Origin of the sequence: Salegentibacter salarius (assembly GCF_900168265.1) — a bacterium.
Lineage (GTDB): Bacteria > Bacteroidota > Bacteroidia > Flavobacteriales > Flavobacteriaceae > Salegentibacter > Salegentibacter salarius.
This window is the reverse complement of the sequence record NZ_FVZF01000011.1, coordinates 51,737-68,719: the sequence shown is the minus strand read 5'-3', so window position 1 is coordinate 68,719 and position 16,983 is coordinate 51,737. Positions and strand designations below refer to the sequence as shown.

The window sequence follows — 16,983 nt, the reverse complement described above, 5'->3', positions numbered from 1 at the left end:
ATGCTATAATTTATGTAAAATCTCAGCTGCCTTTTCCAGGGTTTCATCGGTTTTGGCAAAACAGAAACGCAACTGTTTGTGATCTTTTCCATCTTTATGAAATACAGAAACAGGAATTGTGGCCAGTCCGTATTCAGTAATTAATCTTTTCGCAAAATCTACATCGTGTTCATCGGTAATTTCTGAATAGTCCATTACCTGGAAATAGGTGCCTTTTGAGGGAGTTCCTTTAAATTTAGAGCCTTGCATAAGCTCAAGGAATTTATCTCGTTTTTGCTGATAAAAATTTCCCAGGCTCAAATAATGATCCGGATTTTTTAAATATTCAGCAAAAGCCCGCTGCATGGGGTGATTCACACAAAAAACCGTAGCCTGGTGAAACTTGATGATCTCCTTCATTAAATCTTCAGGCGCCACGCAATAGCCCATTTTCCAACCCGTGTTATGAAAAGTTTTTCCGAAGGAAGCGCAAACAATGGCTCTTTCAGCTAAACCAGGGAACTTTGAGGCACTTTGGTGTTCTTCCTCATCATAAATAAGATGCTCGTATACCTCATCACTCAAAAGTATAATATTGGTATTTTTTAACAACCTTTCCAGCCGCTGCATATCGTTTTTAGATATAATAGTCCCCGTAGGATTATGCGGTGTGTTAATTACGACCATCCTGGTTTTGGAAGTGATTTTTGCTTCAACTTCCTGCCAGTCGATTTTAAAATCTTTTCCTTTTAATTCAATTAAAACAGGTTTCCCGCCAGCCAGTTTAATGTCTGGTTCGTAAGAATCGTAAGCCGGTTTAAAAACAATTACTTCATCACCTGGATGAACAAATGCGCTTATAGCACAATACAAGGCCTGAGTAGCTCCGGCGGTGAAGATAATTTCAGAAGCTTCATCGTATTTCTTCCCGTAGAGATTTTCAATTTTGCTAACTATTTGCTCCCTCAATTCAGGAATACCATTCATTGGCGGATACTGGTTGTAGCCATCTTTCATCGCTTTACAAACCAGCTCTTTTAAATGATTATTGGTTTCGAAATTCGGAAAACCCTGAGAGAGATCTATCGCTTTATGCTTTCTTGCGAGCCCGCTCATCACTGAAAATATACTGGTTTTCCCGGCTGGAAGTTTTGAAGGAAGGTTTTGAAAATCTGGCATTATGTTATTTTTAAATCCTATTAAATGGGTTTTATTAAATGATGTGCGACATCGTATTTGGATGAATTTATTCTCGTAAAATACCTCCTGCACTTTTCTTCGAGGTAGTTGATTAAGTTGCATAAAAAATCCCAAATTCAAAAAGAATTTGGGATTGATTTATTTGTATTTAAGGAAGTTTTATCCTTTTACGCTAGCCGCAAGATATTCACGGTTCATACGCGCGATATTCTCTAAGGAAATTCCTTTAGGACATTCTATTTCGCAAGCTCCCGTATTACTACAGTTCCCAAATCCTTCTTCGTCCATTTGTCTAACCATTGCCTGAACACGCTCGGTAGCTTCTACACGACCTTGCGGAAGTAAAGCATACTGAGAAACTTTTGCTGATGTAAACAACATAGCACTCGCATTCTTACAAGCTGCTACACAAGCTCCACAACCTATGCAGGTTGCCGCGTTAAAAGATTCGTCGGCTTTCTCTTTTTCTATTGGAATAGTATTCGCATCTACAGTGTTCCCCGAAGTATTTACCGAAACATATCCCCAGGCTTGTTGAATCCTGTCAAAAGCAGTACGGTCTACAATAAGGTCTTTTATAACCGGAAAAGCTTTTGCTCTAAATGGCTCGATATAAATGGTATCGCCATCTTTAAAAGAACGCATATGCAACTGGCAGGTTGCGATTAACTTATCTGGCCCGTGTGGCTCTCCGTTAATTTGCAAAGAACAAGAACCACAAATTCCCTCACGACAATCGTGATCAAACTGAATAGTATCTTCTCCTTTTTCTACCAACTGCTCGTTAAGTATATCCAGCATTTCAAGAAAAGACATATCTCCATCTATCCCATCTACAGGATAATCTACCATTTTTCCTTTAGCAGTGGCATTTTCCTGACGCCATATTTTTAAGTTAAGCTTCATATCTTAAAAGTATTGAGTAGTGAGTATTTAGTATTGAGCTTTTATACTCAATACTTAAATCTCAATTCTATTTATAACTTCTTGTTTTCAATTCTATATTTTCAAATACCAGGTCTTCTTTGTGAAGAACGGCATCTGCAGGTTTCCCTTTATATTCCCAGGCAGCAACATACTTAAAGTTCTCATCGTCTCTTAAAGCTTCACCTTCCTCGGTTTGGTATTCTTCTCTAAAGTGCCCTCCACAAGATTCTTCTCTATGTAGTGCGTCTTTAGCGAATAACTCTCCCAGTTCAAGGAAATCTGCTACACGACCTGCTTTTTCAAGCTCGGCGTTCTTAGAAGTTGCACTTCCGGGAACTTTTACATTTTTCCAGAAATCTTCTCTTAAAGCTGCAATTTCTTCAATCGCCTCTTTTAATCCTTCTGCATTACGTGCCATCCCGCATTTGTTCCACATAATCAGTCCTAATTCCTTGTGATAGGAATCAACAGATTTCTTTCCGCCAGCATTCATCAACTTGTCGATTCGCTCTTTCACGGCTTTCTCAGTTTCTTCAAATTCTGGTAAATCTGTAGGAATTGCTCCGGTACGAATGTCTTTTGATAAATAATCTCCAATAGTGTATGGGAGTACAAAATAACCATCTGCCAATCCTTGCATTAAAGCAGAAGCCCCAAGCCTGTTAGCTCCGTGATCTGAGAAGTTTGCTTCTCCGGCAGCATAACAACCAGGAATGGTAGTTTGCAGGTTATAGTCCACCCAAAGTCCACCCATTGTATAGTGAACCGCAGGATATATCATCATTGGGGTTTCATACGGATTCTGGTCTACGATCTTGTTATACATATCGAAGAGGTTTCCGTATTTAGAAGCCACAACTTCTTTCCCTAATTTTGTTATTTCTTCTTTTGAAGCATTTTTATTTCCAGAGGTAAAAGCTTTTTCTTTTCCGTAACGCTCAATAGCACTAGAGAAATCAAGATAAACTGCCTGTCCTGTTTTATTTACTCCATAACCGGCATCGCAACGTTCTTTAGCCGCCCTTGAAGCCACATCTCGAGGCACAAGGTTACCAAAAGCAGGATAACGACGCTCTAAATAATAATCTCTTTCTTCTTCTGAAAGTTCAGTTGGTTTTTTCTTACCTTCTCTTATTGCCTTTGCATCTTCTTCCTTCTTAGGCACCCAGATTCGTCCATCATTCCTAAGAGATTCAGACATCAAAGTCAATTTAGACTGGTGATCTCCGGTAACCGGAATACAGGTTGGGTGAATTTGTGTATAGCAAGGGTTAGCGAAATAAGCTCCTCTACGGTGAGCTCTCCAGGCTGCCATCACGTTACTCCCCATTGCGTTTGTAGAAAGGAAGAAAACATTACCATAACCACCCGAAGCCAATACCACGGCGTGAGCCGAGTGACGTTCAATCTCACCGGTAATCATATTTCTGGCGATAATTCCACGAGCTTTACCGTCTACCAATACCAAATCCATCATTTCGTGACGGTTGTAAGGCTTGATCTTTCCACGGTTAATCTGGCGGTTCATTGCTGAATATGCTCCCAGCAATAACTGTTGTCCGGTTTGTCCTTTCGCATAGAAAGTACGGGAAACAAGCACCCCACCAAAAGAGCGGTTATCTAAATAACCACCATATTCACGGGCAAAAGGAACTCCCTGTGCCACACATTGATCTATAATATTTCCGGAAACCTCAGCAAGACGATAAACATTCCCTTCACGAGAACGGTAATCCCCACCTTTTACAGTATCGTAAAACAAGCGGTAATCTGAATCGCCATCACCCTGGTAATTCTTAGAGGCGTTAATACCTCCCTGGGCGGCGATAGAGTGAGCACGTCTTGGAGAATCCTGGTAACAAAATGTTTTTACATTATAACCTAATTCGGCAAGAGTTGCAGCTGCAGCTCCTCCCGCAAGACCTGTCCCAATAACGATAACATCGATATTACGCTTATTGGCCGGGTTTACCAGGTTAATATCATTTTTATGATTGGTCCACTTTTCTGCTAGAGGCCCTTTAGGTATTTTTGAATCTAAAACTGACATAAATCTTACGTATTAAAGGTTATTAATATAGTGAAAAAGGGCTATAAAAATAAATCCTAGCGGTATGATGATCGCATAAGCTTTGGTAAATCCTCTAAGTCCTTTTGCGTACTTATTTCTCCATCCAACAGATTGGAAAGAAGAAGAAAAGCCGTGATAAAGGTGAAGGGCCAAAAATACAAATGAAACCACGTATAATATTGTTCTAACCGGGCTTTGGAATTTCGCCACTAACTCATCATAATAACGAGCAGCGTCTTCGGGATGCGATTCAATATATTTATGAATCATTTCCGGAAACCAGAAATCGTAAAAGTGAAGCCCTAAAAAAGCTAAGACTACAAGTCCGGAATAAATCATATTTCTTGAAACCCAGCTTGAATTTTCATTTCCAGCAAACTTCACATACTTTATGTCTCTTGCCCCGCGGTTTTTCGCTTCCAGTATAAAACCCATTACAAAGTGAAAAATCACTCCAAAAATTAAAATCGGTTGCAATAAAGCCTGTACAAAAAAGTTGGTTCCCATAAAATGAGAAACCTCATTAAAGACGTCTTTACTTAATACTGAAATAAAATTGATGCTGAAATGCTGAGCTAAAAATAAGACCAGAAATAGTCCCGATAAGGCCATAGCAAATTTTCTTGCTATGGTTGAATTTAGAAATCCACCCATTGGTTTGATAATTTTATAGAAATTTAACAGCAAAAATACACTCCAAATCACTTACGGACAAACTTTCAAGCCTGTTTATAGGACTATTTAGAACAAATATAAGTAAGCGATAATTTTGTTGAAGACCATTATTCCAAATCTACACAATGCTAAAGGTTAAAAGCTTTACCTAATGCCATCTTCTAAAGCACTTCAATTTTTCCTGGTAAAAATTCATATAAATTATAGTTATACAATTCACAAACGCTGTTAAGAATGAAAATTTCATAAAAAAAGCTACCCATAGATTTAGGTAGCTTTTTGATAACTATCAGAATGAACATTAGCTACTGCTCTACCTGACGGATCGTTCATGTTTTTAAATGACTCATCCCATTCTAAAGCAGTTGGCGTACTACAAGCTACAGAAGGCACAGATGGAACTGACTCTGCAGCAGCGTCGCTTGGGAAATGATCGGTAAAAATAGATCGGTAATAATATTCTTCTTTGCTAGAAGGTGGTTGAATTGGAAATTTAAAGCGTGCATTTTTAAGCTGCTCATCGCTCACCTCGGCATTAACCAATTCTTTTAGAGTATCTATCCAGCTATAACCAACACCATCTGAAAATTGTTCTTTTTGCCTCCAGGCTACGCTTTCCGGCAAATAATCTTCAAATGCCTTTCTTAACACCCACTTTTCTATACGATCGCCGGTAATCATTTTATCTTTAGGGTTTATCCTCATGGCTACATCCATAAATTCTTTATCCAGGAATGGAACACGCCCCTCTATACCCCAGGCACAAAGAGATTTATTAGCTCGTAAACAATCATATTGATGTAATTTATCTAATTTTCGAACGGTCTCCTCGTGAAAATCTTTTGCACTAGGAGCTTTATGAAAGTAAAGATACCCGCCAAATAATTCATCTGCACCTTCACCCGAAAGCACCATTTTAATCCCTAAAGATTTGATAGTTCTAGCCATTAAATACATAGGAGTAGACGCCCTAATTGTGGTTACATCATAAGTTTCTAAATGATAAATAACATCTTTAATCGCATCTAATCCCTCCTGTATAGTGAATTTTATTTCGTGATGAACCGTGTCTAAATGATCGGCCACTTTTTGCGCAGCAGCAAGATCTGGTGAACCCTCTAACCCAATGGCGAAAGAGTGCAATCTTGGCCACCATGCTGCGTCTTTATCGTCGCTTTCTATTCTTTTTTCTGAATACAGTTTGGCAACCGCAGAAGTAATTGAAGAATCTAAACCACCTGAAAGTAAAACACCATAAGGTACATCACTCATCAACTGCCGGTGCACCGCTTTTTCAAGAGCTTCTTTTAAATCTTCGATACTGGTTTCATTATCCTTTACGGCATCATACTCCATCCAGTCGCGCTCATACCATTTTTGAAAACCTTCCTTTTTACTGGATAAATAATGCCCGGGAGGAAATAATTCAATCTTAGTACATTTTCCTTCCAGAGCTTTAAGTTCTGAAGCTACATAAAAGGTTCCGTTTTGATCCCAGCCTATATATAAAGGAATAATTCCCATATGATCGCGAGCAACAAAATGCTCATCGTTTTCGGCATCATAAATAGCAAAACCAAAAATCCCGTTTAATTCATCTAAAAAGCTATCTCCTTTTTCTTTATAAAGGGCAAGGATAACCTCACAATCAGATTTTGTTTGGAAATTATAATCTGGAAACTGACTTCTTAATTCTTTATGATTATAGATCTCTCCATTTGCAGCAAGCACTAGCTGTTTGTCATCAGATAATAATGGTTGTCCACCAGAAATGGGATCTACAATAGCCAGACGCTCATGCGCTAAAATCGCCTTTTCATCACTATAAATTCCACTCCAGTCCGGGCCACGATGTCTTAAACATTTAGCCATTTCTAATATTTGGGGTCTTAAGTCTTCAGACCTCTCTTTTAAATCGAAAGCACATACAATTCCACACACAGCTTTAAAGTTTTAAGTATTAATATTGAAACAAATATTGAATTAATATTTCATAAAAAAAGCTAATAAGATGTATTTGGTTACAAATGAAAATTTAAAATTCAATATTAACTTCATATTAAAAATAAAATTTAATAATAATTTCGATTTAATTTCAGCAGTAAAATTTCCAGGAAACATTAATAGTATTATTCCAAAAAATAAATATTGCGCATAACACCTTTTGTAAAATTTCTCCTAATTTATTCGATTTTACCCAAACTAAATGGGAAGTAAGCCAGCTTTTTAGTAATTTCAGGAGATAGAATTTCAACATTAATTCATAAGTTTTCATGGATTTTATAGACTACTACAAATTGCTGGAATTAGATAAATCTGCCAGCCAGGCCGATATTAAAAAAGCCTACCGGAAGCTGGCCAGAAAATATCACCCAGATCTCAACCCTAATAATAAGGAAGCGCAGCTCCGGTTTCAGCAAATAAATGAAGCCAACGAAGTCTTGAGCGATCCCGAAAAACGAAAAAAATACGACCAATACGGGAAAGACTGGCAACACGCCGATGCTTACGAAGAAGCTAAAAAACAACAGCAAGCCTCTGGCGGTAGAGCCTATTCTGGCGGCGGATTTGGAAACGCTGGTTTTGGTGGCGGCCAGGGCGGGTATTCCTACTCAGGGAATTTTGACGATGATACTTTTTCAGACTTTTTTGAGGAAATGTTTGGCAGTGGTGCAAGAGCTCACGGTTCGGGGCGAGGCCGTCATTTTAAAGGCCAGGATTTTAATGCGGAGCTTCAGCTAAACCTAAGCGATGTGTATACCAGTCACAAACAAACGCTAACGGTAAACGGGAAAAATATTCGGTTAACAATTCCCGCCGGTGTTGAAAATGGCCAGACCATTAAAATTAAAGGGCACGGCGGTCCGGGCGTTCAGGGTGGCCCTAAAGGCGATCTTTATATTACTTTTAATATTGTAAACAACACAAAATTCAGAAGAGAAAAAGAGCATTTGTTTAGCCACGTAAACATGGATTTATATACCGCTTTACTTGGTGGGGAACTTACCGTGGACACTTTTGGCGGAAAGGTAAAATTAAAAGTAAAACAGGAAACCCAACCCGGAACTAAAGTGAAATTAAAAGGCAAAGGCTTCCCGAAGTATAAAAAGGAAAATCAGTTTGGGGATTTAATTATCACTTATGATGTGAAAATGCCGACAAACTTAAGCGCGAGAGAAAAAGAACTGTTTCAAGAACTTCAAAAATTACGCTCATGAATTTAGAAGATTTAATACCAACCGATGAGATTTGCGCCAGATACCGTGTTGAAAGTACTTTTGTAAGCTCACTATATGAAAGCGGTTTAATTGAAATCATTACCGTAGAAGAAACAGAGTATGTGCATTGCGATGAGATTTCAGAATTTGAAAGGCTATGGCGTTTGCATTACGACCTCGATATAAATTTGGAAGGGCTTGAAGCAATTCAGCATTTATTAAGGCAGGTACGAAAATTACAAAAGAAAAATCTAGAGCTTAAAAACAGGCTGGGGTTATATGAGTAAGCCAGGAACTTTTAATTCGCTAATCGAGAAAATACACCAATACTCCTCGAAATCAAACTATAGTTCCCAGATATTAACTTGTAGGTTTGCCTGGAGGTTTTTTCCTCTGAGAGATAATGATAACTTTGCAGGAAGACTTTACAAACGAACAAACCTCACAGGTTTTGGAAACCTGTGAGGTTTAAAATATAAACAAATGAGATACGATCAAATAGACAGTAAATTATTTATAAAAAACCGAAAAAGCTTTACAGCGGGAATGAAACCTAACAGCCTTGCGGTTTTTAACGCTAACGATATTTACCCGATAGGCGCCGATAGCACCATGCCTTTTCAGCAAAATAGGGATTTATTTTATTTAAGCGGTGTAGACCAGGAAGAAGCGATTTTGGTGATTTTCCCGGATGCCCCAAAACCGGAACATCGTGAGATTTTATTTCTTACAGAAACCAATCCACATATCGCAGTTTGGGAAGGCGCAAAATTAGATAAGGAAAAAGCTTTAGAAGTTAGCGGTATAGAAACGGTTTACTGGCTTCAGGATTTTGAAAAGATCTTCTTTGAAGTAATGTCACAGTGCGAAACGGTATATTTTAATACCAACGAGCATTACCGTGCGAATGTACAAACCGAAACTCGTGACGAAAGATTTATAAAATGGTGTAAAGTAAAATATCCCGCGCACCAGGTAGCGAAAAGCAATCCTATTTTGCAGCGTCTACGTTCAGTAAAAGATCCAATTGAGCTAGATCTAATGCAAAAAGCTTGTGATATTACCGAAAAAGCTTTCCGCAGGGCATTAAAATTCACGAAACCCGGAGTTTGGGAACACGAAATTGAAGCTGAATACTGGCACGAAATGATTAGAAATCGTAGCCGCGGATTTGCTTATACGCCAATTATTGCCAGCGGAAATAACGCTAACGTACTGCATTACACCGAGAATAACCAGCAATGTAAAGAAGGAGATTTAATCCTTATAGACACTGGCGCAGAATATGCTAATTATTCTAGTGATATGACCAGAACTATTCCGGTTTCAGGAAAGTTTTCAGATCGTCAGAAAAAGATTTACAACACGGTGAATAAGGTAAAGAAAGAAGCCACAAAATGGCTAGTTCCCGGAACTATTTGGGCAGAATACCACAAGGAAGTCGGTAAATTAATGACTTCAGAATTACTGGATCTTGGCTTATTAGATAAAGCTGATGTTAAAAATGAAGATCCAAAATGGCCAGCTTATAAAAAATATTTTATGCACGGTACTGCACATAATATCGGATTAGACACCCACGATTACGGGATTTTAACCGAACCTATGAAACCTAACCAGGTTTTCACCGTAGAACCGGGAATTTATTTACCAGATGAAGGCTTCGGAATTCGTTTGGAAGACGATGTGGTAATTCAAAAAGAAGGAGAACCATTTAACCTGATGCGCAATATCCCAATTGAAATTGAGGAGATTGAAGATATTATGAATTCTTAATAGATAAGCTCTTATTGTCGTCAAGCTGAATTTATTTCAGCTTCTAACATGAGACTAACTAGAATTATATTAGATCTCCGAATAAATTTCGGAGCAGGCTCTGAAACCAGTTCAGGATCACGATTTAAAACCAAAGCCACGAATACACGAATTATTTTGTGAATTCGTGGCTTTTTATATTTTGCGCGCCAATGAAAACAATTTTCAAAAACACGCCTATTTCTTATACCACACAGGGAGCAGGAAATCCTCTAGTTCTCTTGCACGGCTTTTTAGAGTCTAAAGAAATATGGCAAGATTATGTTGTAGAACTTTCAGCAAAACGACAGGTTATATGTATGGACCTTCCCGGCCACGGAGAATCTGGGAACTTCGCAGAAGTTCATACTATGGCTGATATGGCCAAAGCTGTAAAAACGGTTTTAGATGAACTTGATATTCAACAGGCTTCTTTTGCAGGTCATTCTATGGGTGGTTATGTAAGTTTGGAATTCCAAAATATTTTTCCTACTATAATCAATAGCTTAGTGTTGGTAAATTCTACTCCACAGGCAGATTCCGAGGAACGCAAAGCTAACCGCGATCGCGCGGCCACTTTGGTCTTAAAAAATAAAAGGGCTTTTGTAAGTATGGCAATGTCTAATTTATTGACGCCCGAAAACAATAAGATATTCAAATCTCAAATTGATATCTTAAAAAAGCGCGCCCAACAATTTTCTTCCACAGGAATCTATGCCGCTATAAAAGGAATGAAAATTCGTACAGACCATACTGAGCTTTTTGCAAAATTTAATGGTCAAAAAATTGTGGTTGCGGGAAAAAACGATCCTGTTTTAGAGTACAGTACAATAAAGAACCTAGCTAAACGCTGTAATAGCAAGTTCTATAGTTTGCCAGATGGACATTTATCTTTTTTGGAAAACCAAACAGAACTTCGAGAAATTTTGCATTTAATCGATTAATTTTAACTTTTGGTCGGAAGTTTAACTTTTTTTTATACTTTAGGCTCTCAAAACAAACAAAATCAAACTTTTATGAAGGAAAGAAACCCTAATACATTTTCGTTCGCTAAAGTTTTTTGCAGCATTTTTGGACACAAACTAAGAGTTTCTAAAAATGTAACAGATCACGTGCACGAATACAAATGCGAGAAATGCGGCATGGAAATGACCGATACCGCAAATGGTTTTTTGGCTCGCTTAACCCCAAAATTCAAAGAAACCAACGATTATATTTCCAAAATACACCGAAAAAGAAAGCGTAAGCATTACGCTCACGCTTCTTAAGCATTTATTTCGGAATTAATTTTCCGAAATCTTATTTCTCTTCAGAATCCTTGGCATCCATAGAATTCCAGCCACGAGCAATAAGTGGTAGTTTCTGGTTGGCACGTGTAATTAGGTGCATCCCTTCTTTTTCCTCGGTCATATGCCCAATTATACTTAAATTAGGATTTGCTTTTATCTTTTCGAAATCATCTTGCGAAATAGTAAAAAGCAATTCATAGTCTTCACCGCCGCTTAAGGCAATGGTAGTACTATCTATATCAAACTCCTCACATACTGAAATCACAGCAGGATCTAACGGAATTTTCTCTTCAAATAAATTAGCTCCCACCTGTGAGTTCTTACATAAATGGATAATTTCAGAAGAAAGTCCGTCGCTAATATCGATCATGGAAGTTGGTTTCACCCCAAGTTCTTTCAATAAAGGAGCGATATCTTTCCTTGCTTCCGGCTTCAATTGTCTTTCAATTAAATAAGTATAAGGATCAAGATCTGGCTGCGCGTTTGGATTGGCTTTAAAAACCTCTTTTTCACGTTCCAAAATTTGCAAGCCCATATAAGCCGCACCGAGATCGCCGGTCACTACAAGCAAATCATTTGGTTTAGCACCACTGCGGTAAACAATATCTTCTTTTTCGGCTACACCTATTGCGGTTATACTAATTAGCAAACCAGAAGTTGACGAAGTAGTATCACCCCCAACCACATCTATATTATATAAATTCGCAGCAAGCTGAATTCCGGAGTATAATTCTTCCAGCGCTTCTACCGGAAACCTGTTTGAAGCAGCAATTGAAACTGTAATCTGTGTGGCTTTTGCATTCATGGCATAAACATCTGAAGCATTTACCATTACCGCTTTATAGCCAAGATGTTTCAAGGGCATATAGGCGAGGTCAAAATGCACGCCTTCAACCAAAAGATCTGTAGTAACCACGGTGTGTTTATTTTCAAAATTCAACACTGCGGCATCATCGCCAATCGCTTTTACAGTAGAAGTAAGCTTGGGTTCAAAACCTTTGGTGAGATGATCTATTAAACCAAATTCACCTAATTCTGAAAGGTTTGTACGCATATCCTGACTATTCTGAAACATAAGAGTGTATTTTAATTTGCAAAATAAATGAATATTATTCAACTCTGGTCATAAAGATAACCAGAGATTGAGAGACGGTAGAAGAATACTATATAAATCAAAGCTTAAAACAGCGAAACAAACTAATTTTCAGCTCAATAGCGACGCTCAAAATTTCAAAAGTTAGGATTGATAAGGCTTATCAACTCATTCTTAAAACATATACCGCCTCTATGGTAAACCGCTTGTTTTATAGTATATTTGTACCCAATTTAGAATTAATCTTTTTAGCTATGATAAAAGTAAGCGAAAGCGCTAAAAAAAAGATTGCCGCGCTAATGAGCGATGAAGGTTTTGACAATTTACAGGACTTTGTTCGCGTAGGTGTTAAAAGCGGAGGATGCTCTGGCTTGTCTTATGAATTAAAATTTGACAAAGCTAAAGCTGAGGACGACAAACTTTTTGAAGATAACGACATAAAAATAGTAGTAGACAAACGCAGTGTTTTATACCTGGCAGGAACGGTTTTGGAATTTTCTGGCGGTTTAAATGGCAAAGGTTTTGTATTTAACAATCCCAACGCCCAAAGAACCTGTGGATGTGGAGAGAGTTTTTCTCTTTAACGGTTCAGGATTTTAGATTTTGAACTTTAACTAATAAAAAATTGAGATGGCATATACTGAAGATGATTTAAAAAAAGAGCTCGAGACAAAAGAATATGAGTACGGGTTTTATACCGATATCGAATCGGATACATTTCCCGTGGGATTAAATGAAGATATTGTTAGAGCAATCTCCAAGAAAAAAGAAGAGCCTGAGTGGATGACAGAATGGCGACTGGAAGCATATCGCCACTGGGAAACCATGGAGGAACCGGAATGGGCCAATGTACATTACGAAAAACCGAACTTTCAGAACATTTCTTACTATTCGGCTCCTAATAAAAAACCGAAATACGATAGCTTAGATGAAGTAGATCCTGAATTGCTGGACACCTTCAAAAAACTTGGTATTTCTGTAGACGAACAGAAAAAACTTGCCGGTGTTGCGGTAGATGTGGTAATGGATTCAGTTTCTGTAACCACCACTTTTAAAAAGACGCTTGCTGAAAAAGGAATAATTTTCTGTTCTATTTCTGAAGCTATAAGGGAGCACCCAGAGTTGGTTAAGAAATATATTGGCTCTGTAGTTCCAAAAACAGATAATTTCTATGCTGCGTTAAATTCAGCAGTATTTAGTGATGGCTCATTTTGCTACATTCCAAAAGGAGTAAGATGCCCAATGGAACTTTCTACTTATTTTAGAATAAACCAGGCCGGTACCGGTCAATTTGAGCGTACGCTTGTTGTAGCCGAACCTGGAAGTTATGTTAGTTACCTGGAAGGTTGTACTGCCCCAATGCGTGATGAAAACCAATTGCACGCCGCTGTAGTAGAATTGGTAGCTATGGATGATGCCGAAATTAAATACAGTACCGTACAAAACTGGTTCCCTGGGAACAAAGATGGAAAAGGTGGTGTTTTCAATTTTGTAACTAAACGTGGACTTTGCGAGAAAGGCGCTAAAATTTCCTGGACACAAGTTGAAACAGGATCTGCAGTAACCTGGAAATACCCTTCATGTATTTTAAAAGGAGATAATTCTATTGGTGAATTTTACTCTATAGCGGTAACCAACAATTACCAGCAGGCAGATACAGGTACCAAAATGGTTCACCTTGGTAAAAACACAAAGAGTACTATTATTTCCAAAGGTATCTCGGCCGGACATTCCCAAAACTCTTATCGAGGTTTGGTTCAAATAAACGGCAGAGCTCAAAATGCTCGTAATTTCTCCCAATGTGATTCCTTGTTAATGGGGAACGAATGTGGTGCACACACCTTCCCTTATATAGAAGTGAAAAACAAAAGCGGACAGGTAGAACACGAGGCAACCACCAGTAAAATTGGGGAAGATCAAATCTTTTATTGCAACCAACGTGGTATTGATACGGAAAAAGCTATCGCCCTTATTGTAAACGGCTTTAGCAAGGAAGTATTAAACAAGTTACCGATGGAGTTTGCGGTAGAAGCGCAAAAATTACTTGAAATTTCCCTTGAAGGATCTGTAGGATAAATAGGGAAAATGAAGATTGAAAAAATGAAGAAGTTTTTGCTAATCATAGCCCTTGCTATTATGGCTTTTTCCTGCCAGGACGAAGGCCGCGAAGATCTTATGAATCAACCTGAAACAGAAAAAGTTCCTGATAGCATTCAAACGCTAACCGGGGAATTTATCTATGCAGGAGATGCGGCAATTTTAAGGGGAAGTGACTTTGTTTACGGGGTAACTATAGACTCGATGTCTAAAGTACTGGCCAAGCAGGTACAGCCATTTCAAAAAGAAGAATTTGATATGGTTTCAGTAAAAGTAAAAGGAAAAATAGTTCCAAATTCAAGGCAGGATGGCTGGAACGAGAATATAGAAATTAGAGAGATTTTAGAAATTCTGGAGACCGAAAAGGCTACAGAACAACAAGAAGAATAATAAACCAATCCCATTTTATTAGGGATGCATACAGAGAATTTATGCTAAAAATAAAGAATTTACACGCGAGTATAGAAGATAAGGAAATCCTTAAAGGAATTAATCTTGAAATTAATCCGGGAGAGGTTCATGCTATAATGGGACCAAACGGTTCAGGAAAAAGTACGCTTTCTTCGGTAATTGCCGGGAAAGAGGAATTTGAACAAACCGAAGGAGAAATTATTTTTGAAAATACAGAGATCTCAGAAATGGATCCTGAAGAAAGAGCTCATAAAGGGATCTTTCTTTCTTTTCAATATCCTGTGGAGATTCCGGGAGTTTCAGTTACCAATTTTATGAAAACCGCTATCAACGCGCATAGAAAAGCTAACGGACTTGAAGATATGCCAGCTAATGAAATGCTGAAGAAGATTCGTGAGAAATCTGAAAGTTTGGGAATTGACCGTAAATTCTTATCAAGATCTCTAAACGAAGGGTTTTCCGGAGGTGAAAAGAAACGTAACGAGATTTTCCAAATGGCCATGTTAGAGCCAAAACTATCTATTCTTGATGAGACTGATTCAGGTTTGGATATTGATGCTTTAAAAATTGTTGCCGATGGAGTGAACAAATTAAGAAGCAAAGATAACGCGGTATTGCTAATTACTCACTACCAGCGTTTGCTTAACTATATTGTACCAGATGTGGTTCACGTAATGGTAGACGGGAAAATTGTGAAATCTGGCGGAAAAGAACTTGCTCTTGAGCTGGAAGAAAGAGGTTACGAATGGGTTAAAGCTGAAAAAGCGGTTTAGTTCAAGGTTTGAAAACTTTTTAATAGAACTAAAAAGAAGATTCACACCCTTTCAATTAAGAAGATTTCCGCCGCTGCGGAAATGACAAAAGAATTAAAGATGGAATTAAAAGAAAAATTAGTATCATCATTCCTGGCTTTTGAAGAAGAGTACACAGGAGCTAATGATGATCTTCATAAAATAAGAAACCAGGCGATTAAGGACTTTGAAACTATGGGTTTCCCAAGTCGAAAAGAAGAAGATTATAAATACACTTCTTTGAAATCGATTTTGAAAGAAGACTACAGTCTTTTTCCAAAGAAGGAAAACGCTATAGAATACAAAGACATTAAAAAATACCTTATCCACGAGATAGATACTTACGATCTGGTATTTATAGATGGTATTTACTCATCTCACTTATCCAGCACCACGCACGATAAGATTGATGTTTGCCTTATGTCTTCAGCTTTAAACAAAGACCTTTACAAGCCGGTAATTGATAATTATTTCAACAAACTGGCTCCAAAAAACGGGTTAAATTCGTTGAATACGGCTTTTACCAAGGAAGGAGCTTTTATCCATATTCATAAGAATACTTTGGCCGATAAACCAATCCAGATCATTAATTTCTCTACGGGAAATGAATCGTCTATTTTGGTACAGCCGCGTAATCTAATTGTTGTAGATGAGAATTCTCACTGCCAGATCATTGAGCGTCACCAGAGTTTAACCGAGCACCCGGTACTTACCAATTCGGTTACTGAAATTTTTGCTGATAAGCGCGCCATTGTAGATTACTATAAGATTCAGAACGATAAACTTTCTGCATCTTTAATAGATAACACCTACATAGAGCAACAATCTGAAAGTTTCTGTTCAGTACATACATTCTCTCTTGGCGGAAAATTAACACGAAACAATCTTAATTTCTATCAAAGAGGAGAGCGCATAGATTCTACAATGAAAGGGGTAACCATCATTGAAGGAAAACAACACGTAGATCACAATACCCTGGTACATCATATAGAACCAAATTGTGAATCGCACCAGGATTACAAAGGTATTTTTGACGAAAGATCAGTTGGTGTTTTCAACGGAAAAGTAGTGGTTGAAAAAGAAGCGCAAAAAACAAATGCGTACCAGTCTAACAACAATGTTTTATTAAATGATAAAGCAACCATAAACTCGAAACCTCAGCTGGAAATTTTTGCAGACGATGTAAAATGTAGCCACGGTTGTACAATTGGTCAGTTAGATGAAGAAGCTTTATTCTATCTTCAATCCCGCGGAATTCCAAGAAAAGAGGCTAGCGGACTTTTAATGTACGCATTTGCCAATAACGTACTGGAAAGTGTAAAAATTCCGGAAATTAAAAAGAGAATCAATAAACTTATAGCCCATAAATTGGGTGTAGAATTAGGATTCAACCTATAAATCGCTATCTAAAGTAGCATTAAATAGAATCCTCAAATCA

The 16,983-nt window shown here is 37.9% G+C and carries 16 protein-coding genes; 10 read left to right on the top strand and 6 right to left on the bottom strand.

Going from position 1 to position 16,983, the window contains the following annotated elements:
- Positions 1 to 3 precede the first annotated feature (3 nt).
- From B5440_RS08060 to asnB, 5 genes are all read right to left on the bottom strand, one after another.
- Positions 4 to 1,158: a methionine aminotransferase gene (locus tag B5440_RS08060; protein WP_070052953.1), complete on the bottom strand. Its 1,155-nt coding sequence runs from the start codon at positions 1,156 to 1,158 to the stop codon at positions 4 to 6.
- 180 nt (positions 1,159 to 1,338) lie between these two features.
- A complete protein-coding gene (locus B5440_RS08055; RefSeq protein ID WP_070052954.1) occupies positions 1,339 to 2,085 on the bottom strand; it encodes a succinate dehydrogenase/fumarate reductase iron-sulfur subunit in 747 nt (248 codons plus the stop codon).
- 67 nt (positions 2,086 to 2,152) lie between these two features.
- On the bottom strand, positions 2,153 to 4,156 hold the full coding sequence (locus B5440_RS08050) for a fumarate reductase/succinate dehydrogenase flavoprotein subunit (RefSeq protein WP_070052956.1): 2,004 nt from the start codon (positions 4,154 to 4,156) through the stop codon (positions 2,153 to 2,155).
- A 12-nt stretch (positions 4,157 to 4,168) separates the two neighbouring features.
- The gene (locus B5440_RS08045) at positions 4,169 to 4,831 is read right to left on the bottom strand and encodes a succinate dehydrogenase cytochrome b subunit (protein WP_070052958.1); all 663 of its coding nucleotides are present in this window, start codon (positions 4,829 to 4,831) and stop codon (positions 4,169 to 4,171) included.
- A 288-nt stretch (positions 4,832 to 5,119) separates the two neighbouring features.
- Positions 5,120 to 6,793: an asparagine synthase B gene (gene asnB / locus B5440_RS08040; protein WP_070052960.1), complete on the bottom strand. Its 1,674-nt coding sequence runs from the start codon at positions 6,791 to 6,793 to the stop codon at positions 5,120 to 5,122.
- 332 nt (positions 6,794 to 7,125) lie between these two features.
- On the opposite strand from asnB, the gene B5440_RS08030 reads away from it, so the two are divergent.
- The 5 genes from B5440_RS08030 to B5440_RS08010 all read left to right on the top strand — a co-directional run bounded on the left by B5440_RS08030 (position 7,126) and on the right by B5440_RS08010 (position 11,132).
- Positions 7,126 to 8,070, top strand: coding sequence for a DnaJ C-terminal domain-containing protein (locus tag B5440_RS08030; protein ID WP_070052964.1), 945 nt, complete (start codon positions 7,126 to 7,128; stop codon positions 8,068 to 8,070).
- On the top strand, positions 8,067 to 8,357 hold the full coding sequence (locus B5440_RS08025) for a chaperone modulator CbpM (RefSeq protein ID WP_070052965.1): 291 nt from the start codon (positions 8,067 to 8,069) through the stop codon (positions 8,355 to 8,357). The genes B5440_RS08030 and B5440_RS08025 overlap by 4 nt, the downstream gene beginning before the upstream one ends.
- 196 nt (positions 8,358 to 8,553) lie before the next feature.
- Complete coding sequence (locus B5440_RS08020) at positions 8,554 to 9,846, top strand: aminopeptidase P family protein (protein ID WP_070052966.1); 1,293 nt, start codon at positions 8,554 to 8,556, stop codon at positions 9,844 to 9,846.
- A 191-nt stretch (positions 9,847 to 10,037) separates the two neighbouring features.
- Positions 10,038 to 10,808, top strand: coding sequence for an alpha/beta fold hydrolase (locus B5440_RS08015; RefSeq protein ID WP_070052967.1), 771 nt, complete (start codon positions 10,038 to 10,040; stop codon positions 10,806 to 10,808).
- Between the two features lie 72 nt (positions 10,809 to 10,880).
- A complete protein-coding gene (locus tag B5440_RS08010) occupies positions 10,881 to 11,132 on the top strand; it encodes a hypothetical protein (protein ID WP_070053041.1) in 252 nt (83 codons plus the stop codon).
- Positions 11,133 to 11,163: 31 nt separating this feature from the next.
- On the opposite strand, the gene thiL is transcribed toward B5440_RS08010, so the two are convergent.
- Entirely contained in the window at positions 11,164 to 12,228 is a 1,065-nt protein-coding gene (gene thiL, locus B5440_RS08005) for a thiamine-phosphate kinase (protein ID WP_070052968.1), read from the bottom strand.
- 272 nt (positions 12,229 to 12,500) lie between these two features.
- On the opposite strand from thiL, the gene B5440_RS08000 reads away from it, so the two are divergent.
- The 5 genes from B5440_RS08000 to sufD all read left to right on the top strand — a co-directional run bounded on the left by B5440_RS08000 (position 12,501) and on the right by sufD (position 16,943).
- On the top strand, positions 12,501 to 12,830 hold the full coding sequence (locus B5440_RS08000) for a HesB/IscA family protein (RefSeq protein WP_070053042.1): 330 nt from the start codon (positions 12,501 to 12,503) through the stop codon (positions 12,828 to 12,830).
- Between the two features lie 46 nt (positions 12,831 to 12,876).
- The gene (gene sufB / locus B5440_RS07995) at positions 12,877 to 14,322 is read left to right on the top strand and encodes a Fe-S cluster assembly protein SufB (protein WP_070052969.1); all 1,446 of its coding nucleotides are present in this window, start codon (positions 12,877 to 12,879) and stop codon (positions 14,320 to 14,322) included.
- Between the two features lie 9 nt (positions 14,323 to 14,331).
- Positions 14,332 to 14,733: a hypothetical protein gene (locus tag B5440_RS07990; RefSeq protein WP_070052971.1), complete on the top strand. Its 402-nt coding sequence runs from the start codon at positions 14,332 to 14,334 to the stop codon at positions 14,731 to 14,733.
- 41 nt (positions 14,734 to 14,774) lie between these two features.
- The gene (gene sufC / locus B5440_RS07985; RefSeq protein ID WP_070052973.1) at positions 14,775 to 15,527 is read left to right on the top strand and encodes a Fe-S cluster assembly ATPase SufC; all 753 of its coding nucleotides are present in this window, start codon (positions 14,775 to 14,777) and stop codon (positions 15,525 to 15,527) included.
- A gap of 99 nt (positions 15,528 to 15,626) precedes the next feature.
- Positions 15,627 to 16,943 carry a Fe-S cluster assembly protein SufD gene (gene sufD / locus B5440_RS07980; RefSeq protein ID WP_070053044.1) on the top strand — a complete coding sequence of 439 codons (1,317 nt, stop codon included), beginning with the start codon at positions 15,627 to 15,629 and terminating at the stop codon, positions 16,941 to 16,943.
- Positions 16,944 to 16,983 lie beyond the last annotated feature (40 nt).